This window comes from Victivallis lenta (genome assembly GCF_009695545.1).
Lineage (GTDB): Bacteria > Verrucomicrobiota > Lentisphaeria > Victivallales > Victivallaceae > Victivallis > Victivallis lenta.
On sequence record NZ_VUNS01000002.1, the window covers coordinates 204648 to 231584 of the forward strand.

Below are 26937 nucleotides of genomic sequence, written 5' to 3' on the forward strand. Positions count from 1 at the left end.
TTAGCACCCGTTCCGCGCATTTTCCAGTTTCCGGCCGGAAGAAACCATGAAAAACGCGTTTCCGCCCATACCGGGAAACGGAAACGCGCGAAAGCCGCGGAAACTCCCGTCACCCTTCGCGGAATTTCCGCTTGATTTCCTTCACGCACTCGCATTCGGGGCGCGATTTATAGAAATCATCGAGCGGGTAGCAGCCGGAGACCATGCCGCCGCGCGGCGCCGTGGTGCAGTCGCCGAAGGTGCGGCAGATCCGCTTCGTCCTGAGCGGACCGCCGGCCAGTGCGTCGGCGGGGAGCTCGGGATATGCGATGACCATGCGGCCGATGCCTACCATGTCGGTCTTTCCGGCACGCACCGCCGCCTGTCCGGCCTGCGGCAGGAACTCCTGCAGACAGGTGTAGCCGGAGCCGATGAAGATCATATCCGTTCCCCGGAAATGCTCCTTGACCTCGGCGACCGCGCGAATCTGCCGCGCCGCGCCGCACACCGGGTCCTCCGGCGGCAGGTAGCCGTCCGAAACCGGGTAATAGGCCGGACGCTGGAAGTGCGGGTTGTAGTACGGGCTGCATACCGTCGTGCAGATCAGCTCCACGCCGAGCGAACGGCAGAGCTCGAGGAACTTCAGCGGTTCGGTCAGGTCGCAGCCGAGCCCGGTGCCGTCGCCGCCGAACGCATATTTGTAATTGCCGACGCCGATATCGCCGCGCTGCATCGGGATGCCGACCTTGTCCGGCCCCTTTTCGAACGGCAGACAGTCGAAGATCGAGAAGCGCGTGCCGATCTCGAGCCCCGGAACCTCGCGCCTGATCCCCTCGACGATCTCGCGGAAGAAGCGGGTCCGGTTTTCGAAGCTGCCGCCGAATTCGCCGGGACGGTCGAAGCCCGAAAGCAGCTCGTGCCCGAGGTATCCGTGCGCCATTTTGACGTCGACGAAATCGAACCCGGCCTCCTCCGCGAGCTTCGCAGCCCCGATGAAACGGCGGATGATGTTCCGGAGCTCGTCGTCCGAAACCACATTCGCTGCCGTGTTGCGGAACTTCTCGTCGAGCAGCGGGTGGCAGTAGGCGGTCACCGACTCGAGCTTCGCGTCATCATGCGGATGGCTGTAACGGCCGGAGTGGGTCAGCTGGAGGCCGATATAAAGATCGTCCGCCGTGCCGAACTTCTCCGCGTGGCGCTGCCGCATTTCGGAACAGAGCGCCTTCAGTTTCGGCATGGTCCCGGGGGTGATCATAAGCTGGCGGGTATTGCTCTTGCCGGACTCCATCACGGCGCACGCCTCGCAGCCGAACAGCAGCTTCGCGCCGCTTTCGGCGAAATGCAGCCAGCGGCGGCGGGTCAGTTCGGAGGGCGAACCGTCCGGCAGGCAATCCCACCCCTCCATCGGCAGGATACACCAGCGGTTGCCGATCCTGCGCCCGTGGTACTCTAGCCCCTGCGCGAGCGGACTCTCCGGCGCGGGCAGGATCGCATCGTCGATTTCGAGATCGAGCTTCAGCGCCTTCAGATGCGCCCGGAAAGCGTCGGCGGTTTTGAACGAAGTGATTTTCGGATAATTTTCTGCCATTTTCAGAACCTGTTTTCCTTTCTGATATGTAAAATCAAAAGCTCGCAGTCGGTCAGCGCCTCATACGTATGCTCGAGCAGCGCGTCGAACTGCAGCGACTGCCCGGCCGAGAGTTCGTAGGACTCCGACGGCAGCGTGAGCCGCAGCGTTCCGTCGAGAATCCAGCAGAGCTCGTAATCGTCCCGATGCACGTTCGGGTGCGACACGCGCGACCCCTTCCCCGCCCTGCCGTGCAGGCAGCGGATGTTTTTGTAATTGATCTCCCGGAACAGGAAATCCTCGTTCCGGTGCGCCGTCGCCTTCAGCGGGTGCGACAGCCGCGCCTCGGCCAGATTCAGCAGCTCCGCCGCCGTGATGCCGAAGACGCGCGCGAGCCGGTAGAGCGTGTCGAGTTCGGCGCGTGTCCGGTTCCGCTCGAGCTTCGAGATCACCGCCGCGGAGACGCCGCTCTCGGCCGAAACCTCCCCGATGCTGAGGCCGGCCCGCTTGCGCAGCTCGCGCAGGATGGTGAAGTCGAACTGCTCCATCGCGTCACCCGTAAACCGTTCCGTTGCGGTATGCGGCCCAGACCGTCTCGAACCAGCCGTCGGTCTCCGGAAACGGGCGGCACGGCTCCCAGCGGACGCGGACGCCCTGCGGCGTCGCCGCCGTCTCGAGCACCTTGCCGCGGAAGGCGGGGTTCTCCGGCACGATCGAGCCGTCCGGCCGCAGCACCGCCGCGCTGCCGCGCGAACCGGTTCCGGTCGCGGCCAGGAACGAGATCGCCTCAAGGTAGACCCACGACGCGAACGCGAGATGGAAGTTCGTGACCGCATGGTCGGCGTCCTCGAACGGATAACCCTCTTGATACATCGCGTCGAGCAGATTGCGGGCCGCGTCGGCCGCATCGTCGAGCTTGTCCATCCGCCGCAGGTGGCCGGCATACCCGGTCATGCGCTCCTGAAGCTCCCGGCGGTCCTTCCGCCAGTCGCGCGTTCCGGCGAGACGGCGCAGCAGATCCTCCGCGAGCAGCGCCGCCGCCGCCTCCGCCTTCTCAAAATCGAGCGTCGGCCTGCGGTATTTCGCCGCGATGAACTCCGCCGCGCGGAATGCGCCGACCTGCCCGGCATTCAGGGCGGAGCCGCCGGGACGGGTCACGCCGTGCGAACCGTTCACCTCCCCGATCGGGAACAGATGCGGAACGTTGACCGATTCGTACCAGACGTTCCCGGCCAGCCCGCCGTTGTTGTGCTGGGCGCAGACCGCGATCTCGAGCATTTCGCTGCGGATGTCGATATTGTGGTCGCGGTAGAGCTCGATCGCGCCCGGATTCATCGCCTCCAGCCGTTCGATCGGGGTGCCGAAGCAGGCGCCGGATTTTTCGAGATACTCCCGCGCCTCGCCGGACAGCTCTGCGAAGTCGAGCCCGGCGGTGTTCGAGCGGAAGTCCAGAAAGACCCGCCTCCCCCTGCCGACCGTCTCCTCGTGCACCAGCAGATCGATCTGCGACGAGCCGTCCGGCACCTTGCGCACATCGAACGGCCACTGGTAGCCCTTGAGAAAGATCATCGAATTCATCGTATTCGGATCTTTGTAATGGTCGAGCAGGAATTCGCGCTCGTCCGAAACGCCGTCCGCCGCGGTCGAGACGAAACGCGGCAGCACCTGCATGTAGGTGCCGGAGACGTTCCAGCGGAAGCGCGTCGAAGCGAGTCCGAACTGCGACTCCGGCAGATTCTGCGCCGCCGCGCCGATCTTGAGCGCAAGCCCGATGCCGCCCATGTGTCCGGCCGGATAGACGCTCGAGGCGTAGAGCCCGCCCGGGCCGCCGACCGCGAACACGGTGTTCTCGGCGAGGTACGCTTCGAACTCCTTCGTCTCCCGGTTCCAGACGACCGCTCCGGCCGCGCGGCCGTCGACGGAGACGAGCTCCGCAGCGTTGCGCTGCTCGGCGATCTCGACCCCGGCCGCTTTCACCGCCCGGATCAGCGCGAGACACATCTCGCGCGAGGTGTACGGCCCGCAGCTCGTCGCGCGCCGTTTCGGGTCGTGGTCGGTCTTGTAGCCGATGTACTGGCCGAATTCGTCGCAGGGGAACGGCACGCCGAGGTTCACGAGATTCATGAAGCAGCGCACCGACATCGCGGCCTCGACCAGCGCCACATCGCCGTGCACCGAGCCGCCGTCGAAGAGCGTCCGGCCGAGCAGCGCGGGCGAATCCGGCTCGGCGCCGTAGACGCCGAGCTTGTAGTAGGTCTGCTTGTCGCTGCCGGTGTTGATCGAGGTGCCGCGCTTCAGCCCCTCGGAGAGCAGCAATATGTCGTCGACGCCGAGCGACTTGAGCCGCAGCGCGGCCGCGAGGCCCGACGCGCCGGAGCCGATCACGAGCGTGTTGAGTCTGCGCGTTTTCATCAGAGCCGCCCGATCTCCATACCGCCGTCGACGTTGATGACCTGCCCGGTCGAATATGCGAGGTCGCCGCGCAGCAGCATCGCGACCGCCTTGCCGATGTCGGCCGGTTCTCCCCAGCGCGGCTGGAGCGTGAGCCCCTCCGCGATGAGCTTGTCGTACTTCTCCCTGACCACGCTGGTCATGTCGCTCGAAATCACGCCGGGACGGATCTCGTAGACCGGTACGCCGAACTCGGCCATCTTCACGGCGAAGAGCTTCGTCGCCATCGCGACGCCGGCCTTCGAGATGCAGTATTCGCCGCGGCTGATCGAAGCGACCGTGGCCGAAATGCTGCCGACGTTCACGATCGTCCCGGCGATCCCGTTCTCCGCGAAGTAGCGGCCGACCAGCTGGGTCAGGAAGAAGGGGCCCTTGAGGTTGATGTCGAGCACGCGGTCGAAGCTCTCCTCGCTCATATCGAGCAGGTCCGCGCGGACCAGCGGCGCGACGCCGGCGTTGTTCACCAGCGCCTCGAGCGACCCGAAGGTGTTCCGGATCAGCGTCAGCAGCATTTCGCGGTCCCCCCTGGCGGAGACGTCGCAGCGGAAATAGACCGCCTTCACGCCATACCTCTTCCCGAGCTCGCGGCAGCGTTCCACGAAGGCCGACTCCTCCTTCCGCCCGCAGAACGCGACGTTCCACCCGTCGGCGGCAAGTTTCTCCACGATTCCGGCGCCGATCCCGCGGCCGCCGCCAGTCACCAGGGCTGTTTTCGACATATTCAATTTCCTTTCCTGTTTTCCGAACGCTATATTTTTCTTTAAATTATATCCCGCAAGAAACATTGCAAGCATTCCCCGCAAAAAAGTTGACAAATTCCCGATGATACAACCCAAGGAGGTCCTTATGCCCGAAATCTGCATTCCCCCGGCCGCGTCGGAGTCCGGAATCGCGCTGCGAGACGGCTTCTGCGCCGGCGCCGTCGCCGAAGCGGTCCGTGTTCTGGCGGCCGGATACGCCCCCGAGCTCGAATTCTTCACGGGTCCCCTGCCCGACCATGCGGACGGCGTCGGCGTCGAAACCGTGAAGCTGCCGGCTCCGGCGGAACCGTACCTCGGCTGCTGGCGGGCCGTGGTCCGGCTGTCGGGCCGTTCCGCCGATCCGGCTTTTCCGGACCGTTTTTCGGAACTGGCCGCGAAATTTCCGGCGGCCGCCGCGGCAAGCGCCGGAATCCGGTTCGCCCGGATCGACCCGGCGGAGGCGGCTGAATTCGCTTCGACCCTCCACCACGGCATCCCGAAACGGACCGCAATCCTGCCGCTGCTCTGCGAAATCGACCTGACCGGCTCCGCATTCACCGCTCCCTCCGCTCCGGAAGAGGCGCCGGACCGCGCCATGTGGCAGAACATCCGCCCTGCCGCCGTCGAAGCGGCGGCCGCCGCCTTTTTCGACGCCGATCCGGGACCGTTGCCGGAGGAATGCGCCGGGAAAAGCGTCCGCATCATCCGCTCCGCGCCCGCCGCCGACTTCGCCTGGCGCGACTTCACGCTCGAACTCGCCGTGCGGATGCCCGGCAGCGTCGATTTCGAAACGGCGTTCGGTGGACTCCTGGCGAAACTTCCGGCCGAAAACGTCACGGCGAACGGCATCTGTTTCTGCGGCATCTGGCCGGAGAAAGAGGCCCGCTTCGAGTTCGAATCCCTGCTCGAGCGGCCGTACGGCTGCGCCCGGGTCGAACTGCGCGCCCGCGTCCGGGTGGCAGCTTCGCAAGGGAGCGGAACCGCGCCCGAACCGCCGGACCCGAACCGGAGCGTGGCGCCGTTCGACCCGGCGGCGCTCGAACGCGCCCTCGCCGCCCGCATCGCCGAAGCGCTCGGCCTCACGATGGACCGCGAACTCTGCCGCGGCGAATTTCCGCCGCCCGGGTGCGGCACAGCGCCGGCCGCCTCGGTCCGGCTGACCGGCGTCGCCTCCGGCAACCGCAGCACCGGCTATCGGGTCCTCGCCCAGCTGCGGCTCCGCGCTCCGCACCGGGACGAGCTGTTCCGGCGGCTGCTCGCCTTCGATGCGCTCTTCCCGCGCTACGATGAAACGCTCGGCGCATTCGCGGTCCGCGCGCTGCTGAAGCGCGACTTCACGCTCGGCTGGAAGGAGGAGAACGGACGCAACACGATCACGGCCGGCCTGTCGCTCGAGCTGGTCCTGTAACGCCTTGCTTTTCGTGCAATCGATGTTATATTAATGAACGGACGTCCTGCGGCGTCCTTTCTTTTCATTATAACAGTGAGGGATCGAGCCACGGTTTCTCAAACAACGCTAAGGAAGAAAAAATGGCCGAAGAGAGTGTGAAGAATCTGGAGCTGATGGATAAGATCGTCAGTTTGTGCAAACGTCGCGGATTCGTGTTTCCGAGCTCGGAGATCTACGGCGGTATCAACGGATTCTGGGATTACGGCCCCTACGGCGCCCGGATGAAGCGCGCCGTCGAAAACCTCTGGTGGCACGAAATGGTCGAGACCCGCGACAACGTCGAAGGACTCGATTCGACGATCATCTGCCATCCGCGGGTCTGGAAAGCCTCCGGCCATCTCGATCAGTTCAGCGACCTCATGACCGACTGCCGCAAGTGCAAGTCCCGCTACCGCGTCGACCAGATGGAGGACCCGACCACCTGCCCGAACTGCGGCTCGAAGGACCTGACCGAACCGCGTGAATTCAATCTGATGATGAAAACCTTCGTCGGCCCCGTGTTCGACGAGGAACATGCCGCCTACCTGCGCGCCGAGACCTGCCAGCCGATTTTCGTCGACTTCCACAGCGTCCGGGTGGCGACCCGGCAGAAGCTGCCGTTCGGCATCGCGCAGATCGGCAAGGCGTTCCGCAACGAGATCAACCCGCGCAACTTCACGTTCCGCAGCCGCGAATTCACGCAGATGGAGATGGAATTCTTCTGCGACGGCGAGGAGGGCATGGAGTTCTTCGAGTACTGGAAGGCGCAGCGGATCAGCTATTATAAGAACAAGCTGAAATTCAAGGATGACTTCTTCCGCATCTACGAGCACGAGAAGCTCGCCCACTACGCGAAGGCCGCGATCGACATCGAAGTGAAGTTCCCGTTCGGCTGGGGAGAGCTCGAGGGCGTCCACCACCGCGGCACCTGGGACCTGTCGCGCCACAGCGAATTCTCCGGCGAGGATCTCGCGTACATGGATCACGACAACGGCCGCAAGTTCATGCCGACCGTCATCGAAACCTCGGTCGGGCTCGACCGCACGATGCTCGCGCTGCTCTCCGCCGCCTACGACGAAGAGAAGGCCGCGACCGCGAAGGAGGGGATGGAGGAGGATACCCGCGTCGTGCTGCACCTGCCGCCGCTCGTCGCGCCGATCCAGGTCGCCGTCCTGCCGCAGTCGAAGAAGCTCAAGGAGCAGGCGTACAATCTCTATAAGGACATCGACCGCCACTTCCGCGCCGAATACGACGAAACCGGCAGCATCGGCAAGCGTTACCGCCGCCAGGACGAAATCGGCACGCCGTACTGCATCACCTACGATTTCGAGTCGGCCAACGACAACTGCGTGACCGTCCGCGACCGCGACACGATGCTGCAGGACCGCGTGAACGTGACCCAGCTGCGCGACTACCTCGAAAAGAGAATCGAAGCGTAAGAACGTAAAGAGAGCTCCGGTGCGCCGGGGCTCTTTTTTTCAGGGCCGCCAACGAACAGGAGATGAGATTATGCTGACACGCGCCGATATCGAAAAAATGGTGAACCACCTGTACCGCCAGACCGGAGCGGACCGCTTCTTCGAAGAGCCGGACATCAGAATCGCCGCGGCGGACGATCCGTTCTTCCTCAAATTCAAAGAGATCATCGGCCCGTTCCATTGGACGCCCGATGAAGTGCTGAAACGCAAATTCCCCGATGCGCAGGCGAAATCGGTCATCGTCTGGGTGCTGCCGGTCAACCGCAAAGCGCGCGAGACCAACGCAGCCGAGAAGGTTCATCCGTCCGTCGAATGGGCCGCCGTCCGCAGCTTCGGCGAAATCCTGAATGAGGAGATGCGCGCGCAGCTCGCCGGGCTGCTGACCCGGGAGGGATTCCCCGCCGTCGCTCCGCACCTCGAACAGAAGGAGGTTTATCCGGCGCCGGGCTGGGATGTGAAGAACTTCACATCGAGCTGGTCCGAGCGGCACGTCGCCTTCGTGGCCGGGGCCGGCACCTTCGGGCTGTCGGCCAGCCTGATCACCGAACACGGCACGGCCATGCGGCTCGGTTCGGTCGTGACCGCACTCGAGCTGCCGGCGGACAAGCGTCCCTACGGCGACGACCCGTTCGCCTGGTGCACCCGCTGCGGCGCCTGCATCCGGCGCTGCCCGGCCCATGCGGTCGGCGCGAAATTCTCGGACCGCGACAAGCCGGCCTGCGCGAAATACGCCGTCACCGAAATCTCCCGCGAACGCGAACACACCTACGGCTGGCTCGAGCGGGCGCTCGGCTGCGCCCTCTGCCAGACCGCCGTGCCGTGTGAATTCCGCCGTCCGGGAAAAGGCGCATGATCGCCCCGCGCCACACGCGGCCTCCGATCCCGCCGGATCACGGCGGAGAGCCGCCGGTCACCCGGGAGTTCAACCGCTGGCTCTACGGCCTCGTCCTGCCGGGGGCCGTGTTTCTGTGGTCGCTCTTCATCCTCGCCGGCGGCCGCTTCCGTATTCCGCTCCGGATCCGGTGGCGGGAGTTTGTCGATATGACCGGCCCGGAAGCATATGCAGTCGGTTTCCTGCTGCTGCTGACGGCCGTGCTCGTCCACCGGGTCCGCTTCTGGTACGAACTTTACGAGTCGCCGCCGCTTTACTGGAAACGGCAGGACCAGCTGCTGCTCCTGCTCTGCCTCATCCCGCTCGGCTACCTGCTCTGGCGCCTGATTTCGCTGATCGTTTTCGGCCGCTGAGGAGAAAATCGGTAAAAATTCCCGTTTTTCCGCTAAGAAACCGCCCGGGGAAGCGTCTTTACAGGCAGATATCCGAAATCGGCGGAAAGAAATTCCGCGGAAATATGTATTGTCGATTGAAAACCGGAAAAACAACAATATATTTATCGCAGAGACAGACGGACAAAAAGGGAAACAGGTGAACTACAATCCGATTCTACTGGGAATACTGGGAGTCTGGGCTTACTCAGGCATCTATACGCTGTTCTATGTGGACCGGCGGGAAGATGCGCCTTCCCGCGGCCGCGGCTGGCTGAATGCCGCGGCGCTGTTCGCCGGGCCGCTGGTGCTGCTGCTCTTCACCCTCTCCGACGCGCTCGGCCAGCTGCGTTCCCAGCTGGGCGGCCTTTTCTCGAAATCCGGCGGAAAGCGGCGGAAGATCGACATCGAGCTGCTCGATTCCCGCGGCCAGCCTGCGCTCGACTCGAACCACGGCGGAGAGACCGGCGAGGCGATCCACAGGACGAAGGTGCTGATCTTCGAAGCGCTCGGCAAGCGCGCAAGCGATATCTTTTTCGACCCGAAGCCGAACGGCACGGTCGTGGTGCGTTACCGCGTCGACGGCGCTCTCCGCGTCGTCGAGGAGATGAATGCGTCGCTCGGCGCGAGCACGGTCAGCGCGATCAAGGTCGCTGCCGGCATGGACATCACCGAAAAGCGGCGTCCGCAGGACGGCGCTTTCAGCTGCGTCAGTTCGCGCGGGCCGGCTTCGTTCCGCGTGGCGAGCGTCGGCGCATTCGGCGGGGAGAAGATCACGATCCGTGTGCTCTCCTCCACCGCCGGACCGATGACGCTGAAGGACGCCGGCGTCTCCGGCGAAAACCTGAAGATCATGCAGAGCGCGATCCGCATGCCGTCCGGCATGATCCTCATGTGCGGACCGACCGGCAGCGGCAAAACCTCGACGCTCTACGCGATGCTGCAGGCGATCGACTATTCGATGAAAAACGTGATCTCGATCGAAGATCCGATCGAACATGTAATGGAGAACATCAGCCAGATGGAGGTCAACACCAAGGCCGACATCACGTTCGCAAAGCTGCTGCGCAACGCGCTGCGGCAGAATCCGGACATCATCTGCCTCGGCGAGATCCGCGACGAGGAGACCGCGCAGGTGTCGGCCCACGCGGCGCAGACCGGCCACCTCATCATTGCGACCGTCCACAGCAACGACAACCTCGGCACGATCGACCGGCTGGTGAATCTCGGCATCCCGCTGCGCAGCGTGGCGGCCACGCTGCAGCTGATCGTCTCGCAGCGGCTGGTCCGCAAGCTTTGCCGCTGCAAGAAGCCGGTGGAACTTTCGCCGGAGCTCAAGGAATATTTCAAAAGCCAGAACCTGAGCACGAAAAACGTCTGCGGGCCGGTCGGCTGCCGCGAGTGCGACGGAACCGGTTACAGCGGCCGGACCGCCCTGTTCGACCTGATGATCATGAACAACTCGCTGCGTTCGGCGCTCGAAGCTGAAGGCGCGACCCTGTCGAGCATCAAGGAGAAAATCGAAGCGGAGCACGGCAGCACGATCCTCGCCTACGAGGGATTCAAGCTGGTGGCCGCGGGAGTCACCTCGGTCGATGAAGTCGAGCGCGTCACGCTGAATCTGGAGGCGAAATAAGATGGAAAACCTGATTCTCTGGGGAGTCCCCGTCATCGGCGCGCTGATCGGCCTCGGCAGCCGCCTGTTCAAAAGCTATACGTCGCTGCTGAACTTCGCCTTTGCCGTATATCTCTCGATCTGGACCGAAAGCATGATCTCCTCGCTGTTCCGGGTGCCCGGCAACGCCGCGCCGTACAAATCCGCCGTCACGATGCTGTTCTGTGCGATCCTGGCCTGGGTGCTGCTGATGAAGCTGACCGACCAGCTCATGCCGGAGGAGCGGGAGTTCGTCTTCCCGCCTCTTCTAGACAAGCTCGGCGGCGGGTTCTGCGGTTTTCTCGCCGGAATGGTGCTGATCAACTTCGCCGCCTTCCTGCTCTGCGCCACGCCTCAGAAGACCATCGTCACCGGCTTCGTCTCGCTGCCGGCGCTCGAGCGGGCCAGCGCGGGGAACCTCGTCTCCTTCACGCACCTGATCGACAGCGTGACCTTTCAGAAGTACTCCCGCGGCCAGCGTGCCGAGACGCTCGAGCGGCTGATCCGCCAGGCGGACCCGCCCCCGCCGCCGGAGGAGGAGCAGCCGCCCTCCGTACCCGCCAACCTGAGAAACACAGCCAGCCCGAGGAGGTAGGTCTTCTCCATATAGATCCATATAGACAGCCGGGCTCCGCGAAAGCAGCGTTTTTTGCGGAGCCCGTTTTCATTTGCCGGAAACGAACCGGGCGAGTCGAAAAAAATTCCGAAATTCCGCTGCCGGGGACTTGCACCCTTCTGTATCATACAGCATAATAACAGCAAACACAGTACAGGAGCTGTATGAACCAGAATGCAATGAAACTTGATTTTCTGTATGAAAATCTGAAACGCGAACTCTCTCGGCTGGCGCCCGGCGAACGCTTCCTGTCGGTCCGCGACATCATGCGCGAATATAACGTCAGCCAGCAGATGGTGGAACGGGCGCTCGACCGGTTCACAACCGAAGGGCGGCTCGAGTCGATTCCGCGCAAGGGGTGCTTCATCCCGCGGCCGATCCGCAATCCCGAGGCGGTGCCGCCGACCTACATGGTCGCGGTTCCGAACTGGATATCGCCCGACATCGATGAAATTCAATCCGCGCTCCAGCAGCTTCAGCCGGACTATCCCGACATGCGGCTGCTGCTCTACCGGTTCGATTTCCGCTATGCGATCCCTCCCGAGCTGGCGCTCCGGGCCGAGAACGTGAAGGGCATGCTCCTGATGCCGGGCCGGGTCAACACGCTCGGGGAAACCGACGTGGCCGCGCTGAACGTATTCCGCCGCCACGGCCCGCTCATCGTGCTCTGCCATCACCTTGCGAACTTCAACGTGCCGTCGGTCGGGCTGGACGACATGTTCGCCGGGAACTGCGCCGCCCACCACCTGTACAGCCTCGGGCACAAGAAGATCGGGATTCTGGTCAGTGAACCGCCGAGCAGCATCATCGGCAACCGGGTCTCCGGAATCGAAAATTACGCGCGGCTGCACGACATGGAGGTCGAGGTGATCGACTGCGGCATCCAGGGCGGGGAGGCCGCGCAGGAAAAGACCTACCGTAAATTCGAGCAGGTGATCCGGCGCGGCTTCGACTTCACGGCGCTCGCCGGGATTTCGGGCGACTCCGTCACCGGCGCCCTGAACGCCTGCCACAACTGCGGAATCGCGATTCCGGACCGGCTCAGCGTGGTCGTCATCGGCAACACCGCCGTGACCGCAACCTGTGCGCCGCCGCTCGACACCGTATCGGTCGAGCTGACCGAACAGATCCGGCTCGCGCTCGAAATGCTCTCTTCCGGACACTGCGAGAGCCGGACGGTCCAGCCGGAGCTGGTCAGGCGAAATTCGGTGACGGCACCGGACTCCTGAAAAGAGGCCTCTCTTCTGACGAGCTTTCGCCGGCAGCACACCGGTTAACGCCGCCGGGCAAATGCCGGAATCCATACTCACAACCCTTTACTGAAGGCAGACAAATGAAACCATTGAAATTCACCCTGATCGAACTGCTCGTAGTTATCGCGATCATCGCGATTCTCGCCTCCATGCTGCTTCCGGCGCTGAACCAGGCGCGTTCCTCGGCCAAGTCGAGCGAATGTCTGAACAACCTGAACCAGACCATGAAAGGCGGCATTCTCTATTCACAGGACTACAACGGTTTCCTCACAGTCAAAACCCGTCGGGACGGCAATTCGCTGCTGTGGAACCAGATTTTCGTCGCGGACCGCTACGCGCCGCGCAAGACCATCAACTGCCCGGTCAACCTTGAAGATACGACCGGCAACTGGTTCCGCCGCAGTTACGGCATCTACCGCAGCGACATCGGAACCTTCTGCAACACCTACAAAGACGAGATCGGCGACTTCTATGTACGCCCCTCCTCCGATGACTACCACTACTACGCGCTGCATCGCATCAAACAGCCGTCGAAGCTGGCAATGTTCACCGATACGCGCACCTTCCAGGGAACCGATCTCGGGAAAGGATATGTGTTCTTCAATCCGATGCCGAACAGCGGCCTCGACGGACAGACCAGTTTGAACCACCGCGACCGCGCGAATACCGCTTTCTCCGACGGCCACTGCGCCGGCCTGAACCGGGGCCGGCTCAAAGAGCTTCATTTCAGCAAAGTGGTCATCGGCGACGGCCAGTTTCCCCTGTAACTTCAATTCAGAGAAAGACGATCCAGATGAAATGCTCTCTTGCTTCCATACTCACCGCCGGAATATTTGCCGTAACGGGAGCTGCCGCGACCGGCGGCGACGCCGCCGGCGTCATCGTCGCCCGGGGGACGACCGGCATCTTCTTCGAAAGCGAATCGCCGGAATTCACGCTCCGTCCCGGCTCCGAACGACCGGTTTCCTACACGGTTCGCGACCGGCATGGCCGCATCCTCGCGGAGGGCGAATGGCCCGAAAACGGCGAAGGGACACTCACACTCCCGAAACTTGAACGCGGCATTTACACGATTACGCTGAAAAGCGGGGGAAACGCCTGCTCCGGAGCCGGAACCTTCGGTGTGGTCGCCGACGTTCCGGAACGGCCGGAAAATCCCGATATGTACTTTGCGCTGGACACCGCGCAAAGCTGGTGTGCGGTCGGTTCGAAACGCAACATCCGCTTCCCCGGCAACGGCTTCGAAACCGTAACCGAAGCCGCGCACCGTTCCGGTCTCGCATGGGTCCGGGACCGCATGAGCTGGTCGGACATCGAGAACGAACCCGGGGCGTTCCGGCTCTGCCAGTACATTCCGAACGGCTGGCTGCTCGGCAGACGCGGCATCAGAGTGTCGAATACCTATCACGACGCTCCGAAATTCACGAAGAAACACAGCAAAGACCTGCCAGACGACCTCTTCGCGACCTACCGTTTCGCCAGGAACGTGGCCTCGAAAGCGAAAGGCTGTACCGAAGCATGGGAGTTCTGGAACGAAGAAGACGCCGGTTTCACTGTCGAGGGCGCGTGGGATTACGCCGCGAACCTGAAGGCGGCAAGCCTCGGCTACTGGGCGGGAAATCCGAACGCCGTGATCCTGAACGGCGCGTTCTGCGTCTATCCTCTGCGCGACTACACGGATGCGGTGTTCAACAATGATGCGGCAGAGTACATCTCCGCCTTCAACTTCCACACCTATAAGCCGATCCGGGAATATCCGGAGGTCATCTCCGGACTGCGGAAATTCCTCGCCGGGCACGGGGTCCCGGAGCTGCCGATCTGGCTCACCGAACACGGCACGCAAGCCCCCGGACCGGCTTCGACGAAAAGCTATTACCCCGGACTGAAAAGTTACTCGCCGGAACAGGAGATGACCGTTGCGGAATTCATCCCGAAAGCGCAGATCACGATGCAGAGCCTCGGCGTCGCACGCGATTTTTTCTTCATCCTCTCTCCTTATAACGAGGGCGTGAAGGATTGGGGCCTGCTGCGCAAGGATTACACCGCCCGTCCCGGCTATTTTGCGTTTGCCGCGATGGTGAAGGAGCTCGGCAATGCAAAGCTTCTCGGAAAACTCGATACGCCGAAGGGAATCCGCGCATTTCTCTACGAACAGCCGGACGGCACGCAGACCGTCGCATTCTGGAGCGAATCCGACCTCGATCTCGAAACCAATGAAAAAATTCAGGTCGGTTCAAAGGAACTGCACAAACGCACGTTCACGATCGCGGCGAAGGAGGGCGCCTTTACAGTCCGGGATCTCTTCGGAACGCCGTCGCAAGCTGCGGCCTCCGGGGGGAGGCTGACTCTCACCTCGACCCGTTACCCGGCTTACGTCGGAGGACTCGCCGGCCTCGTTCCATCGCATCCGTCCCCGGCACCCGGAAGATACGCGATGAAGCCGACGAAAAACGACCGCACGGTCATCCTGCGCGCCGATCTTTCGGAAGATTTCATTCTCGGCAGCGGGCGCAGCAGCGTCGACCTGCCGGGAAAGTCAGGCAGGCTCACGCTTCAGGCGTACAACTTCTCCGACACGCCGAAGAGCGGAACCATCACCGTTGCGGGAGGCCATGCCGAGGGCCTTCCGGAAAGCATCACGATTCCGGCAATGGGAAAAGTCGAGCTGCCGCTGCTCTTCACACCGCACATTCCGGAAAAGGAGTTTCACGGCAGAATGGAATTTTCCGGAACATTCAACGGAAAGCCGGTCAGCCGCCTCCATATCCCGGTATTCCTGTTCGGGAAAAGCGTCGCATCGGGAAAAACAATGACGCTCGAAGCAATCAGCGACCCGAAACGGTGGCGGAACAACTCCTCCGGAAACATGACGGCGGCCTATGATGAAAAGGAAGGGGCAATTCGCTTCGATGTGGAATTCCCGCAGCACGGCGACCGCTGGATCTATCCGGAATTCATCCTGAAGCCGCGCGAGTCGTTCCGGCGGGCACGCGGAGTCGCGTTCGAAATCAAAACCGTGCCGTCAATGCCGAAAGAGGCGGTCTTCATGGCGGTCATGGGGCGCGAAAAAGAACACGGACGCGCCGTATTCATCCGCTTCCCGATGCCGTCGGCGGAGTGGGAGGAACGGATCATCAGCTTCGACGAATTCGTCCCGAATCCGGAGAACATCGAAATGATCCGCCTCGGAGTCAACCCGAAATCAGACCGCCAGAGCTACTGGGTCCGCAACCTGAGGGTTTTCTACAGATAGCTTCACGGACGCGCCGGCTCCGCACCGGCGCCCGCCTGCGGCGGGATGAAGCAGTAGACGTAGCTGTCCGACTTCGGGGCGCCGGCGAGCGCGCGGAACCAGCCGGGGACCGCCCGCTCTTCCTCGATCCGGATCTCGGGCGTCATCGCAAAGCCCGCCGCCGCGAGCCGCCCGAGCCATTTCGGGCGGCGCTTTTTGCGTCCGTCGAACAGAATCAGCGCCCCTTTTTCGCGGATTTCGTTTTCATCGATCCACTGGCTGAAATTCGGATTCGCCGAGAAATACGCCTCCGGCCGGTCGGTTGAATAGACCGCGATGTTGCACGATTCGCGCCGGTCGCCGATCACGAACGGCAGCGGTACGGCGTACTGCCTGCGCCACTCGGCGGTCAGCCGCGCCGCCAGCGCCTTCCCCGGAAAATTCTCATAGTCGCAGCCGCGCTTCAGATACGGCTGCTGCCAGAGGCTCCGGACCACGAAAATCGTCACGAATACGACGCCGAGCAGCAGGATGAACCCCGTGAACGCCCGCAGACTGAAAGCGTTGATATACGGCTTGAACCAGAGCACGAAAAAAAGCCCGAGCAGCGGGAAGCACGGCACGACCCATGAATAGTTGATCGAACCGCCCGAAACGACCGAGAACAGCAGCGTCAGAATGAACGGCCCCCAGGCCAGGATCGCGACGAACCGCCGGTCGAACCGCCCGGACGGCATCGCTTCGTCGCGCCGGAAGAAGAGCAGGAAGAACGGAATGAGCGGCACGATCAGCACCGACAGCGTCCGGGTAAAGCTCCGCAGCGGATATTTCAGCAGCCGCTCGTAGGTGAATGCGAAGGCCGGAGCCCCGTCGTCGAGCGCCGCCCGGTCGAAGGCGTAGCGGAAGGCAACCATGTCGTTGCCGCCGAGCCAGATCAGGTTCGGCAGGCACATGACCGCGAACAGCACCGCTCCGAGGTACGGACCCGGCCGGCGGAACGCCCGCCTCCCCTCCGGCGTCGCCAGCATGACGGCGAACATCGAGACGAACAGCACCGCTCCGTAATATTTGATCATGAAGCAGCAGCCGGCCAGAAACCCGGTCAGGAGCCAGCTGCCGATCCGGTTGCCGTCCTTCAGCGAACAGTAGAACGACCAGATCAGCAACGGCCAGAAGCCGAGCTCCATCACATCGTCGCAGAGCTCAACCGACTTGATGCCGTAAAAGTTCACCCCGAGCAGAAAGATCACCGCCAGAAACGCCCCGGCCGGCGAAGTCATGCGCAGCGAAAGCCGCCATACCGCCCAGAGCCCCGTGATAACGAACACCTGGCTCAGCAGGTAGCTGTTCCACAAGCTGTTCCCGGTCAGCAAACTGCCGAGGTAGCCGATCCATGCGCCCAGATACGGGTTCTTATCGTAGCCGAACTGGAAATAACTGCCCCAGATGATATTCTCGGGAACGTCGATAAACACGTTGTCGAGCGCCAGCAGCGGAGCGACGAACCAGACCGCGCCCCAGGCGCAGAGCAGAACCGTCAGGAACCGGCGGAGCTTTTCCGGTTCCGCAGCCGGAAGAAATGCGGAAGGCGGCAGGAACGATTCGATCCGGGCGCGCAGGCGGCCGGCGGCGGCGGAAAGTGTCTCTCTCATAAAGCAATCCTCAATTCGTATTCAAGCATTTGCGGAATATAACGCGAATCCGTCAAAAAGCAAATGATTCCGGCAAAATTAACCGGTTTCCGGCAATCGGCGCGGTTGACGCGGGGCATACGGAAGGTTATATTATAAAGATATGTTTATAAATCCGTCTTACATCAGAACAGGGAGACCATGACTCGTCACACGCTCGCGCTCTGGCGGCTGTCGCTGCTCACCGCGATCCACTTCACGGTCGATATGCTGTCGGGAACGCTGCCGGGCTTCCTGCCTGCGCTGCGTCAGGAGTATGCGCTCTCCCTCGTCGCCGGAACGGTGCTCCTGACGCTCTGCAGCTTCAGCTCGAACGGCATCCAGCTCTGGGCCGGAACGCTGCGCAAAGCCGCGAAGCGGCCGAAGCTGGTCCAGCTCGGGCTTCTCCTCTCCTGCGCGATCTGCTTCGCCGGACTCGCGCCGCAGACGGGAGCGTTCGCATTCCTGGTCGTGCTGGTCCTCGTGCTCGGCACCGGAGTCGCGTTCGCCCATCCGGAGGGGCTGCGCGGCATCTGCGCCATTCCGGAGGGGTCGGTCACTCCGGCGGTGGCGACCTCGCTTTTCATGCTCGCCGGTTTCACCGGATATGCCACGGGGCCGCTGATCGGCGGAGTGCTGGTCGAAAAGTTCGGCTTTGCCGGGCTCTATTTCCTGCTGATCCCGGTCGGCCTGCTGCTCTGGCTCTTCCACCGGGCGCGGGTCCGGCTCGCACTCGACAATGCGCCGGAGCCGCACGCCGCACCTGCACACCGTGCGTCGAAGCCCGTCTCGGCCGTGCCGGTCTCCCCGCTGACCTTCCGCGAACTCTTTCTTCTCGCGGTGCTCATCAATGCCGGGTGCGGAATCATGCAGGGGCTGCTGCCGAGTTACATGGAAGAACTCGGCTTCACGCTCAGCTTCGGCGGATTTTCCGGCACGCTTTTCGGCCTCGGAGCCGGACTCGGCGCGTTCGGCACGAGCTTCCTCATCAAGCGCTACCGGGTGCTTTCCTGCCTGAAACTTGAGATCGCCGCCGGCATTCCGCTGCTCGTGCTCTATCTCGCGCTGGCCGGCAGCCGCTGGGCCGCCTGCCTCGCGCCGCTCGCCGGAATGCTGGTCGGCGCCGGATTCCCGCAGCTCGTCGTGCTGGCCCGCACGGCGCAGGGATCGCTCGCACTCGGCGCACGGATGGGCATGATCGTCGGCGGCAGCTGGGGCATCGCCGGAATCATGCTGCTGCTGGCGGGCGTGGCCGGCAAATATTTCATGCTCAAAACGGCAATGTACCTTGCGCCGGCCTGTTTCGCGGCCGCGCTGGCCATGCTGTTCATTCTCGGGAAGCGGGGCGGCAGCCGCGCCGTGCCCGTTCAACGGTAAGGAGGAGAAAACGTCATGAATCTGCTGTTCATCGGCGACGTCGTCGGCAAGGGAGGACGCGAAGCCGTCCGGCTCCTGGTCCCCGAACTGCGCCGGGAATTCAACTGTCAGTTCGTCATCGTGAATGCCGAAAATTCGGCGGCGGGCTCCGGCCTGACCTCGGGGTGCGCCCGGGAACTGCTCGAGAGCGCCGATGTGCTGACCAGCGGCGACCACGTCTGGGACCAGCGCGGCTTCGATGCCGAAATCGACCGGTTCGACCGCGTCCTGCGCCCGGCCAACCTGCAGAAGGGACAGCCCGGCCGCGGCTGGGGCGTCTACCGGAATCCGGCCGGCGGCGAAATCGCTGTCATCAACCTGCAGGGCAAGGTGTTCATGCGCGAATCGGCCTACAACCCGTTCGAAACGGTTGAGCGGATTCTCGCCGAAGAGCTGCCGAAATCGGTGAAAAGCATCTTTGTCGACTTCCATGCCGAGGCGACAAGCGAAAAGCTCGCGATGGGGTATCTGCTCGACGGGCGGGTCACCGCCGTTCTCGGCACCCATACGCACGTGCCGACCGCTGACGCCCTCGTGCTGCCCGGCGGAACCGCGCGCCAGACCGACGTCGGCATGACCGGCGCGGCAACGAGCGTGCTCGGACGCGATGTGAAGGACGTTCTCTACAAATTCACGACCGGCATGCCGAACCGGCTCGCCGTCGTCGAAAAGGGGCCGATCCGGCTGGACGGAACGGTCGTAAGCTATGACTATCTGACCGGGCGCGCAACCGATATCCGCCCGGTTTCCCGCGAAATAACGATTTAACGGAGCTTCGGAATATGAGCGAAATTGCATTCGATCCGATCGAGGACCTCGTCGCCGACATCAAGGCCGGCAGGATGGTCATCATCACCGACGACGAAAACCGCGAAAACGAGGGGGACCTCGTGCTCGCCGCCGCCAATGTCACGCCGGAGGCGATCACCTTCATGGCGACCCATGCGCGCGGGCTCATCTGTGCGCCGCTGACGGCGGAACGCGCGGCGGAGATCAATCTTTCGACCCCGGCGTCGCTCTCCGACCCGTTCGGGACGGCCTTTACGCAGAGCGTCGACGCCCGCAAGGGAACCACGACCGGAATTTCGGCCTTCGACCGGGCCCGGACGGTCCGGACCCTGATCGACCCGGCGGCATCGGCGGCGGACTTCGTCTCGCCGGGCCACCTGTTCCCGCTCATCGCCCGGCCGGGCGGCGTGCTGCGCCGTGCCGGACACACCGAGGCGGCGGTCGATCTCGCCCGCCTCGCCGGGCTGACCCCGGCCGGCGTCATCTGCGAAATCATGAACGACGACGGCACGATGGCGCGGATTCCGCAGCTCGACGAGTTCCGCAAAAAGCACAACCTGAAGTGGGGGACGGTCGCCGAGCTCATCGCCTACCGCCGCCGCCACGAGCACCTGATCATCCGCGGCGAAAGCGCGCGGCTGCCGACCGTGTTCGGCGAGTTCCGCGTGACGCCGTACCGCACGAAGGTCGATTCGTTCGAGCATCTCGCGCTCGTCTACGGCGACGTGAAGGACAAGGAGAAGGTGCTGGTCCGGGTTCACAGCGAATGCCTGACCGGCGACGTCTTCGGCTCGGCCCGCTGCGACTGCGGCGAGCAGCTTCACGCCGCGATGCGCCAGATCGTCGAAAACGGTTCCGGCGTCATCGTCTACCTGCGGCAGGAGGGGCGCGGCATCGGCATCTTCAACAAGATCCACGCCTACAAGCTCCAGGACGAAGGGTGCGACACGGTCGAGGCGAACGAACAGCTCGGCTTCCCGGCCGACCTGCGCGAGTACGGCATCGGCGTGCAGATCCTGCTCGACCTCGGCGTGAAGTCCGTGCGGCTGCTGACCAACAACCCGAAGAAGCTGGTCGGAATCTCCGGCTACGGGCTCGAAATCGCCGAGCGCGTGCCGATCGTGATCAAGCCGTGCGAAGAGAACGAGTTCTATCTCAGGACCAAGAAAGAGCGCATGGGTCACCTGATCTGACGAAGCGGCGGAGGAAAAAGATCGATGGAAACGGTGGTCATGTCTTTCTGCGGGCTCTGCCTGCTGCTGATTCTCGGCAAGCTCGTCCGCACGGCGGTTCCGCTCTTTCAGCGGCTCTACCTGCCCGCGTCGGTGATCGGCGGGCTGATCGGGCTGCTCTGGATCAATACGCTCGGGAAGGATGCGCCGCCGGAGTGGCATGCCAGCTGGAACGCGCTGCCCGGCTTTCTCATCAATATCGTCTTCGCCGCGCTCTTCATCGGAGCGAAGATTCCGAAACTGCGTACGATCTGGCACGAAGCCGCCCCGCAGCTCTGCATGGGGCAGCTCATCGCCTGGGGGCAGTATGTGATCGGGCTCGGACTGGCCTTCGCCGTCCTCGTGCCGCTGTTCGGCGTCAACGCCGCCTTCGGCAACCTGCTCGAAATCGGCTTCGAGGGCGGGCACGGGACAGTCGCCGGGCTGACCAAAACCTTTACGGATTTCAACTGGGAGGCCGGCATCGCCCTCGGCTACACGATGGCGACCGTCGGCATGGTGCTCGGCATCACGCTCGGCATGGCGCTGATCAACCTTGCGGTCCGGCGGGGCTGGGTCAGAAATATCCGGACCTTCAGCGAGCAGACGCCGCATGAGCGGATCGGCGTCTACCCGAAACACGCGCAGCCGCCGGCCGGACGCCAGACGGTCCAGAGCGATTCGGTCGACTCGCTCGCGCTGCACGTCGCGGCGCTCGGACTGGCCGTGCTGATCGGCTACGGGCTCCAGAAGCTGCTGGCGGGCTGCAATCAGTTCATGCCGGAATCGATTCAGAACCTGAAAATCCTGACCAGCTTCCCGCTCTTTCCGCTCTGCCTGATCGGCGGGCTGATCCTTCAGAAGCTCCTGCTGCTGATCCGGCTCGACTCGCTGGTCGACCAGGGGCAGATCCAGCGGCTCGGCGGAGCGTCGCTCGACTTTCTCGTCGTGGCGGCGGTCGCCTCGATCCGGCTGGACTTCGTGCTCAACTACTGGATGCCGCTGCTGCTGCTCGTGCTCGGCGGAACCGCATGGAGCGTATTCATGGTGCTCTACGCCGCGCCGCGGCTTTTCGAGGATGCGTGGTTCGAGCGGGCGATCGCGGAGTTCGGCCAGTCGCTCGGCGTCACCGCAACCGGCCTCCTGCTGCTCCGCACGGTCGACCCGGAGAACCGGACGCCGGCGGCGGCGAGCTTCGGCTACAAGCAGCTGCTGCACGAACCGATCATGGGCGGCGGCATCTGGACCTCGCTGGCACTGGTCCTCGTCTTTACGCGCGGCATCGGCGAGGTCTGGCTGATCTCGGCCGGAATGCTGGTGCTCTGGCTGCTCTTCTGGCGCTTCGCCCTGAAACGCGAGCCCGGAGCCCGCATAAAAAACAGCTGACCGGATTTCATGCAGGCTCCGTTTCCCCCGCTCCCGCGGCGCGTCACCGGCTCCAGCCGGCGGGCAGATGGTCGCGTTCGGCTTCGAGAAGCTCGTTCATGATATTCCGGGCGTCGCCGAGGTTGTTCACGATCGGATCGGTCGCCAGCGCGCGCAGCAGAAGCTTCCGGTCGCAGCTGACGGCGGCCTCGACGGTCAGTTCATGCGTATCGAGCACCTGGTGCGTGAGCCCGAGGAGGCCGCGCGGCATTTCTCCCGCCGGCAGCGGCCGGGGCCCCTGCATGTCGAGCTCGCAGCGCAGTTCGAGAAACGCATCGTCCGGCAGATTCGCCACCGCCCCGCGGTTCGCGGAGTTGATGTAGAATTTCTTGCCGAGACCGCCCCACATCGATTCGATGATGTCGGTGGCGTGGTCGCCGCGCCCGGTTTCGAAAAGCCTGGAGATCGGCGTCTCGCCGGTTGCGAGTTTTTCGGTTTCGGCCCACGCTTCGGCCATCTCGTCGGCACGGTTGTAACCGTCGAAGCAGATGATCGGCTCCGGCGTGACCGGCGTGACGCCGTAGCCCTGGAAGAACGGAACGTACTCCTTCGTATGGCTCGCGGCGGTCGGGAATGCGCCGTAAAGCTCCATCAGCGCAAGCTCGTAATTCGCGTTCAGCCGCGGCTTCGCCTTCGGCGACGGGGCGCGGTCGTACTCATGCCGGGCGGCTTCGCGGGTCTTTTCGAGCAGAAGCGGCAGCAGGTCGCGGCCGTCGTAGCGGCATTCAAGAATCCAGGTGCAGTGGTTGACTCCGGCGATCCGCAGGTCGAATTTCGCGTCGACTTCGGGCGTGAATTCCGAGTCGTCCGCGATGATGCCGAGCTTGCGCAGGTACATCAGGCGGACGTACGGCTCATGGTTCCCGTCGCAGAGCGCGAAACTTCTGACCGCGGGCGCGTGCCGCATCAGGCCGATGCCGAGCACCGAGGTCGGATTCACGAAGTTGATCAGCCACGCCGCCGGGGCGAGCTCGCGCACATCCTGCGCAATGCGCAGGACCTCCGGCAGTTCGCGGAGCGCACGGAAGATTCCGCCCGGTCCGATCGTATCGCCCGAACACATCGTTACGCCGTATTTCCGCGAAATCCGCGTGTCGAGCTCCCGGTAGCAGGCGTTGCGGAACGAGAATGACAGGACGACGAAATCGGCTCCCTCCAGAACTTCGCGCCGGTCGGTGGAGCCGATGATCCGAAGCGGCACTCCGGCATGCGTTCCGGCGCGCTCCGCGATTTTCATCATGGTTTCGAGCACGGCCGGCTCCGTATCGACCAGCGCGAGCGTTCCCGAGTTCAGGATCGGGCTGTGAACCATGTTGTAGATGACCGGCTTGCCGAAAAAGTAGCTGCCGGCCCCGATGACGACGACCTTCGGGCCTTGTTTCATATGCGAATCCTCCCTGGTTTTCTTCCCATATTATACTCCGGAACAGTTGCATTCAACAGAGGACGGATGTATTATATCGGGTAATTTTGTCGCACAATGGAGGGTCAGGGATGATTCGAGAAGCCGTTTACCGCCCGACGCTGGAGGGCTCCGTCGCCGCGCCGCTGCGGGCACGTTCCACAGGGCATTACCGGATCGAAGACCCGTGCTGGGAGGAAGAGCCGCGCCGGAAGACGTTCCTCGAACTCTTCTGGTGTACGGCGGGAGAAGGAACTTTTGTCGCGGAAACCGGCACATGGCACCTGCGCCCCGGCGACGTGTTTTTCTATTTTCCGGGCGATGTGCACCGGATTTCGGCACAGACGGTGCCGTGGGAGTATTACTGGATGACCTGCGACGGAGCCCACCTCGACGAGGTCATCGCCGGATTCGAACTCGAACGGCGGACGCATCCGGCCGGAAAGGCGCCGCGCGATCTCTTTGCCCGGCTCGGCCTCGAATTGCGCGACCTGACCCGGAGCGGCGAATACCGGGCCGGGGCGACGGCGTATGAAATTCTGTCGCTCGGCTGCTGCCGCGGCGATGAAAATATTCCGGACGGCGCAGTCGAAACCTTTCAGCAACTGGTGGAGGAGCGCTTCGACGACCCGTCGCTGACGATCGGCTCCATCGCCGGAGAACTCGGCATCCACCGCTCGACGCTGGCCCGCCTGGTTCGGCGGCGGACCGGGATTTCTCCGGTCGAATATCTGGTCTCGCGCCGGATTCAGGAGGCGGCCGGACTGCTGGCCGGAACCGGGCTGTCGGTCAAGGAGGTCGCCGCCGCCGCCGGCTGCACCGACCCGAATTACCTTGCGAAGCTGCTGAAGCGACGGCTCGGCCGGACGCCGACCGAACTGCGGAACGAAGGACGGTGAACCGCCGCCTCCGCCGCTTTATGCGTGCAGGCGCGCCTCTCTTCGCCCGAGCGCCCGGAAGCGTTCCACGGCACGGCGCGGCGCGATCCGGCAGGCGGCCATATTCGCTTCGTTCTGGAGCGACCGGAGGCGCGGAGCCCCGGCCAGCCGCCCGAACAGCGCCGGCCAGTCGATCGTCCCGTCGCCCGCCAGCAGGTGTTCGTCGTCAAAACCGTGGTTGTCGTGCAGATGGCAGGTCACGATGTGCGGCAGCAGCGAAGCAAGCGTGTCGGTTTCGAACCGGACGTTCCCGCGCCAGCGGCGCCGGATCCACTCGACCATCCTGTCGGAGTGCTTGCCGGGCGTGCCGTCCATGAGGTTCGCGTGCCCGGCATCGAAGCAGATGCCGAGCGACGGTGAACGGAATGCGGCCAGAACCCCCAGCAGCTCGTCCGGCGTATCGGTCGGAAACAGCGTGTTTTCGATCGCCAGGACAAGTCCGCGCGCTTCGGCGGCCGGCAGCAATTCGGCAAGCGATTCGCGCGCCCGGTTCCGCAGCTCATCAGCCGGGCGGCCGCTGTCGTTGGTCCCGATATGCAATGTGACGGTTTCGACGCCGAGCGAAGCGCAGATTTCGAAAAAGCGCTTCTGCCCGGCGAGCAGTTCCGGGCGGCGAACCGGGTCGGGACAGTTCAAATCCCAGCCATCCCCATACGGCGCATGGGCGTTCAGGAAACGGATGCCGGTCCGGGCGCTTTCGGTTTGCAGCAGCCGGATGCGGAGCGGCTCCGCCGCCAGCCGTTCGAGCTCCGGCGGGGTCAGCGACAGACACTCCGCGCCGTCTGCGGCGCAGGAGTCGAAAAATTTGCCGAGCTGGTCGTTTTCAAGCTGTTCGAAATGCAGGAAGTGGGATACCGGAAGCGTATGCATGGCGTTCGCCTCCTTCAATTCACTTTGTTCCGCCGGAAACCTTCGAGAAGGACCCGCCTGCGGTCGGTATCGGCGGCCGGACGGATATCCCCGCGGTTCGTCCCGGCCTTCTCGACGTCCCAGACCGGGGATTCACGAAAGGCGTGATAGGTCCAGTCCCAGCCGTACTCCTCGAAGAGTTCGATGCAGTCGCGCAGATAGTCCGCCGCGCCCGGCGCCCAGATTGCCGCCGAAAATTCCCCGACATAAATGCGCGCGCCGTATTTTTTCTGGAAATCCCGCACCGGCTGCAGGTCACGCCGCAATTTCTCCTTGTCGTAGTCGGTTCCGGCGATCTTTCCCGGGTAGGGAATCGGCTTTTCGCCGGGCTTGAGCCTGCCGTCCCGCACCTTGACCCGTTGATGCGTATAAGCCCCCGGCTTATACATGTGAACCTGGTAGATGATGTTCTTCAGCTTGAGCGGGGCCAGATAGCGGAAGGTTTCCGGAGCATCCCATCCGTTGGATTCGAGAATGACCGGCCGCTCCGGATCGATCTCCCGAACCGCTTCGGCCGCCCGGCGCTGGAGGTTCCAGTAGTCGTACGGGGCGCGGCGGATCTGGGACGGTTCGTTGACGAGGTCATAGCCCCAGACTGCCGGGTTATCCTTGAAACGCTCCGCGATCTTCTTCCAGACCGCGATGAAATGGTCGGCATACTCCTTCTCATGGAACATCGCCATCTCGCCGCTTTCGTACCGGCCGCCCGGCAGGGTATGCAGATCGATGACGAACCGGATGCCTTTCCGGTATCCGAGCGGAAACATCTTCTCATAGTGGTCGAGCATGCCGTCGAGCCAGACGTCGTACTCCCCGAGATCGCGGTCGGTGCCGGCCTTTCCCCAGTTGCGGATCATCTGGGCGCGGACGAGATTCACGTTCCACTCCCCGAGCGTGTCGAAATCCTCCGCCTTGAACCGGACCGGGGACATCACGCCGCGGAACTGCGGCGCGGAGGCGACCGTGTCGGAATAGACGGCCGTATACGGTTCGGCGGGGGCCCCGAACAACTTCGTGACCCGCAGCGAACCGAGATCGAACTCCACCTCGCCGCTGCTCTCCTGAAGCCCGAGTTTCAGCAGCGATTTTTTTCCGGGCCTGCCGATCAGGGCGGCAAACGAAATGTCCCGCCAGTCGAACGTGCCGTCGAGACGGACGACGTTGTTCCAGTACTCCTTCCCGGTTTCGTCGGTGAAATTCAGCATGAATTTGACGCCGTTGTAGTAGTTTACCGGCGCAGAAACCCCTTTTGCGCGGGCGCGGATCGTTAATTCCACCATGCTGTCCGCCCAGGGAGCGAGATCGAACTCCGCCTCGGCGCAGTTCATCGCCTCCTTCTCCTCCGGGCGGATGACGACGCGCAGATACTGCTTCCCGTCACGGGTTTCAAGCGTCGCGCCCCTGCAAAGCTTCCAGTCCGATTTGAGCGGTGCGGCCGAGGCCGTCAGGCAGAGCAGCAGGAGCGGGAGAAGAAATTTCCGGATCGACTTCATTTTATCATCTCCAATCTGTTGT

22 protein-coding genes are annotated in these 26937 nt (G+C 63.4%); 14 read left to right on the forward strand and 8 right to left on the reverse strand.

The features are described 5' to 3' along the window. Nucleotides 1-109: 109 nt before the first annotated feature. Genes FYJ85_RS02860 through FYJ85_RS02875 form a run of 4 tightly spaced genes read right to left on the reverse strand, consistent with a single transcriptional unit; the run spans nt 110 to nt 4716 of the window. A complete protein-coding gene (locus tag FYJ85_RS02860; protein WP_106054903.1) occupies nt 110-1567 on the reverse strand; it encodes an oxidoreductase in 1458 nt (485 codons plus the stop codon). A 2-nt stretch (nt 1568-1569) separates the two neighbouring features. Then, complete coding sequence (locus FYJ85_RS02865) at nt 1570-2094, reverse strand: helix-turn-helix domain-containing protein (protein ID WP_106054902.1); 525 nt, start codon at nt 2092-2094, stop codon at nt 1570-1572. A 4-nt stretch (nt 2095-2098) separates the two neighbouring features. Continuing rightward, a complete protein-coding gene (locus FYJ85_RS02870; RefSeq protein WP_154416934.1) occupies nt 2099-3958 on the reverse strand; it encodes an FAD-binding protein in 1860 nt (619 codons plus the stop codon). Next, nucleotides 3958-4716, reverse strand: coding sequence for a 3-ketoacyl-ACP reductase (locus FYJ85_RS02875; RefSeq protein ID WP_154416935.1), 759 nt, complete (start codon nt 4714-4716; stop codon nt 3958-3960). Before FYJ85_RS02875 ends, FYJ85_RS02870 begins: the two co-directional genes overlap by 1 nt. A gap of 127 nt (nt 4717-4843) precedes the next feature. Between FYJ85_RS02875 and FYJ85_RS02880 the strand changes: the two genes are divergently transcribed. From FYJ85_RS02880 to FYJ85_RS02920, 9 genes are all read left to right on the forward strand, one after another. Further along, entirely contained in the window at nt 4844-6145 is a 1302-nt protein-coding gene (locus tag FYJ85_RS02880) for a hypothetical protein (protein WP_154416936.1), read from the forward strand. Nucleotides 6146-6267: 122 nt separating this feature from the next. After that, nucleotides 6268-7605 (forward strand): glycine--tRNA ligase, encoded by a 1338-nt coding sequence (locus FYJ85_RS02885; protein WP_106054898.1) that lies wholly within the window; start codon nt 6268-6270, stop codon nt 7603-7605. Nucleotides 7606-7675: 70 nt separating this feature from the next. Next, complete coding sequence (locus FYJ85_RS02890) at nt 7676-8497, forward strand: epoxyqueuosine reductase (protein WP_106054897.1); 822 nt, start codon at nt 7676-7678, stop codon at nt 8495-8497. After that, entirely contained in the window at nt 8494-8889 is a 396-nt protein-coding gene (locus FYJ85_RS02895; protein WP_154416937.1) for a hypothetical protein, read from the forward strand. The genes FYJ85_RS02890 and FYJ85_RS02895 overlap by 4 nt, the downstream gene beginning before the upstream one ends. Nucleotides 8890-9067: 178 nt before the next feature. Beyond that, nucleotides 9068-10543, forward strand: a complete 1476-nt coding sequence (locus FYJ85_RS02900) for a GspE/PulE family protein (RefSeq protein WP_158704238.1) — start codon at nt 9068-9070, stop codon at nt 10541-10543. A 1-nt stretch (nt 10544) separates the two neighbouring features. Continuing rightward, nucleotides 10545-11156 carry a CvpA family protein gene (locus tag FYJ85_RS02905; protein ID WP_154416939.1) on the forward strand — a complete coding sequence of 204 codons (612 nt, stop codon included), beginning with the start codon at nt 10545-10547 and terminating at the stop codon, nt 11154-11156. 185 nt (nt 11157-11341) lie between these two features. Then, nucleotides 11342-12406 carry a substrate-binding domain-containing protein gene (locus FYJ85_RS02910; protein WP_154416940.1) on the forward strand — a complete coding sequence of 355 codons (1065 nt, stop codon included), beginning with the start codon at nt 11342-11344 and terminating at the stop codon, nt 12404-12406. A 104-nt stretch (nt 12407-12510) separates the two neighbouring features. Continuing rightward, entirely contained in the window at nt 12511-13197 is a 687-nt protein-coding gene (locus FYJ85_RS02915) for a type II secretion system protein (RefSeq protein WP_154416941.1), read from the forward strand. A gap of 26 nt (nt 13198-13223) precedes the next feature. Then, the gene (locus tag FYJ85_RS02920; RefSeq protein WP_154416942.1) at nt 13224-15683 is read left to right on the forward strand and encodes a hypothetical protein; all 2460 of its coding nucleotides are present in this window, start codon (nt 13224-13226) and stop codon (nt 15681-15683) included. Between the two features lie 2 nt (nt 15684-15685). Here the strand turns inward: FYJ85_RS02920 and FYJ85_RS02925 are convergent, their stop codons facing one another. Then, entirely contained in the window at nt 15686-17314 is a 1629-nt protein-coding gene (locus FYJ85_RS02925) for a glycosyltransferase family 39 protein (RefSeq protein WP_154416943.1), read from the reverse strand. A gap of 180 nt (nt 17315-17494) precedes the next feature. Here FYJ85_RS02925 and FYJ85_RS02930 point away from each other — a divergent pair, with 180 nt between their 5' ends. Genes FYJ85_RS02930 through FYJ85_RS02945 form a run of 4 tightly spaced genes read left to right on the forward strand, consistent with a single transcriptional unit; the run spans nt 17495 to nt 22134 of the window. After that, complete coding sequence (locus tag FYJ85_RS02930) at nt 17495-18709, forward strand: MFS transporter (RefSeq protein ID WP_154416944.1); 1215 nt, start codon at nt 17495-17497, stop codon at nt 18707-18709. Between the two features lie 15 nt (nt 18710-18724). Then, nucleotides 18725-19516 (forward strand): TIGR00282 family metallophosphoesterase, encoded by a 792-nt coding sequence (locus FYJ85_RS02935; protein WP_106054888.1) that lies wholly within the window; start codon nt 18725-18727, stop codon nt 19514-19516. A 23-nt stretch (nt 19517-19539) separates the two neighbouring features. Then, nucleotides 19540-20730, forward strand: a complete 1191-nt coding sequence (locus FYJ85_RS02940; protein WP_418392412.1) for a bifunctional 3,4-dihydroxy-2-butanone-4-phosphate synthase/GTP cyclohydrolase II — start codon at nt 19540-19542, stop codon at nt 20728-20730. A 24-nt stretch (nt 20731-20754) separates the two neighbouring features. Next, nucleotides 20755-22134 (forward strand): sodium/glutamate symporter, encoded by a 1380-nt coding sequence (locus tag FYJ85_RS02945; RefSeq protein ID WP_154416945.1) that lies wholly within the window; start codon nt 20755-20757, stop codon nt 22132-22134. Between the two features lie 43 nt (nt 22135-22177). Here FYJ85_RS02945 and FYJ85_RS02950 read toward each other — a convergent pair whose 3' ends face one another. Further along, nucleotides 22178-23557 (reverse strand): family 4 glycosyl hydrolase, encoded by a 1380-nt coding sequence (locus FYJ85_RS02950; RefSeq protein ID WP_106054885.1) that lies wholly within the window; start codon nt 23555-23557, stop codon nt 22178-22180. 110 nt (nt 23558-23667) lie between these two features. On the opposite strand from FYJ85_RS02950, the gene FYJ85_RS02955 reads away from it, so the two are divergent. Then, nucleotides 23668-24474, forward strand: coding sequence for a helix-turn-helix domain-containing protein (locus tag FYJ85_RS02955; RefSeq protein ID WP_154416946.1), 807 nt, complete (start codon nt 23668-23670; stop codon nt 24472-24474). A gap of 18 nt (nt 24475-24492) precedes the next feature. Here FYJ85_RS02955 and FYJ85_RS02960 read toward each other — a convergent pair whose 3' ends face one another. Further along, a complete protein-coding gene (locus FYJ85_RS02960) occupies nt 24493-25383 on the reverse strand; it encodes a sugar phosphate isomerase/epimerase family protein (RefSeq protein WP_106054883.1) in 891 nt (296 codons plus the stop codon). Between the two features lie 14 nt (nt 25384-25397). Then, the gene (locus FYJ85_RS02965; protein ID WP_154416947.1) at nt 25398-26915 is read right to left on the reverse strand and encodes a glycoside hydrolase family 5 protein; all 1518 of its coding nucleotides are present in this window, start codon (nt 26913-26915) and stop codon (nt 25398-25400) included. Nucleotides 26916-26937 lie beyond the last annotated feature (22 nt).

Coding starts and splice junctions, on each gene's coding strand:
- FYJ85_RS02880 (WP_154416936.1), top strand. CDS start 4,844: ATGCCCGAAATCTGCATTCCCCCGGCCGCGTCGGAGTCCGGAATCGCG.
- FYJ85_RS02875 (WP_154416935.1), bottom strand. CDS start 4,716: ATGTCGAAAACAGCCCTGGTGACTGGCGGCGGCCGCGGGATCGGCGCC.
- FYJ85_RS02920 (WP_154416942.1), top strand. CDS start 13,224: ATGAAATGCTCTCTTGCTTCCATACTCACCGCCGGAATATTTGCCGTA.
- FYJ85_RS02930 (WP_154416944.1), top strand. CDS start 17,495: ATGACTCGTCACACGCTCGCGCTCTGGCGGCTGTCGCTGCTCACCGCG.
- FYJ85_RS02895 (WP_154416937.1), top strand. CDS start 8,494: ATGATCGCCCCGCGCCACACGCGGCCTCCGATCCCGCCGGATCACGGC.
- FYJ85_RS02945 (WP_154416945.1), top strand. CDS start 20,755: ATGGAAACGGTGGTCATGTCTTTCTGCGGGCTCTGCCTGCTGCTGATT.
- FYJ85_RS02910 (WP_154416940.1), top strand. CDS start 11,342: ATGAACCAGAATGCAATGAAACTTGATTTTCTGTATGAAAATCTGAAA.
- FYJ85_RS02915 (WP_154416941.1), top strand. CDS start 12,511: ATGAAACCATTGAAATTCACCCTGATCGAACTGCTCGTAGTTATCGCG.
- FYJ85_RS02890 (WP_106054897.1), top strand. CDS start 7,676: ATGCTGACACGCGCCGATATCGAAAAAATGGTGAACCACCTGTACCGC.
- FYJ85_RS02925 (WP_154416943.1), bottom strand. CDS start 17,314: ATGAGAGAGACACTTTCCGCCGCCGCCGGCCGCCTGCGCGCCCGGATC.
- FYJ85_RS02860 (WP_106054903.1), bottom strand. CDS start 1,567: ATGGCAGAAAATTATCCGAAAATCACTTCGTTCAAAACCGCCGACGCT.
- FYJ85_RS02950 (WP_106054885.1), bottom strand. CDS start 23,557: ATGAAACAAGGCCCGAAGGTCGTCGTCATCGGGGCCGGCAGCTACTTT.
- FYJ85_RS02965 (WP_154416947.1), bottom strand. CDS start 26,915: ATGAAGTCGATCCGGAAATTTCTTCTCCCGCTCCTGCTGCTCTGCCTG.
- FYJ85_RS02960 (WP_106054883.1), bottom strand. CDS start 25,383: ATGCATACGCTTCCGGTATCCCACTTCCTGCATTTCGAACAGCTTGAA.
- FYJ85_RS02955 (WP_154416946.1), top strand. CDS start 23,668: ATGATTCGAGAAGCCGTTTACCGCCCGACGCTGGAGGGCTCCGTCGCC.
- FYJ85_RS02870 (WP_154416934.1), bottom strand. CDS start 3,958: ATGAAAACGCGCAGACTCAACACGCTCGTGATCGGCTCCGGCGCGTCG.
- FYJ85_RS02865 (WP_106054902.1), bottom strand. CDS start 2,094: ATGGAGCAGTTCGACTTCACCATCCTGCGCGAGCTGCGCAAGCGGGCC.
- FYJ85_RS02935 (WP_106054888.1), top strand. CDS start 18,725: ATGAATCTGCTGTTCATCGGCGACGTCGTCGGCAAGGGAGGACGCGAA.
- FYJ85_RS02885 (WP_106054898.1), top strand. CDS start 6,268: ATGGCCGAAGAGAGTGTGAAGAATCTGGAGCTGATGGATAAGATCGTC.
- FYJ85_RS02905 (WP_154416939.1), top strand. CDS start 10,545: ATGGAAAACCTGATTCTCTGGGGAGTCCCCGTCATCGGCGCGCTGATC.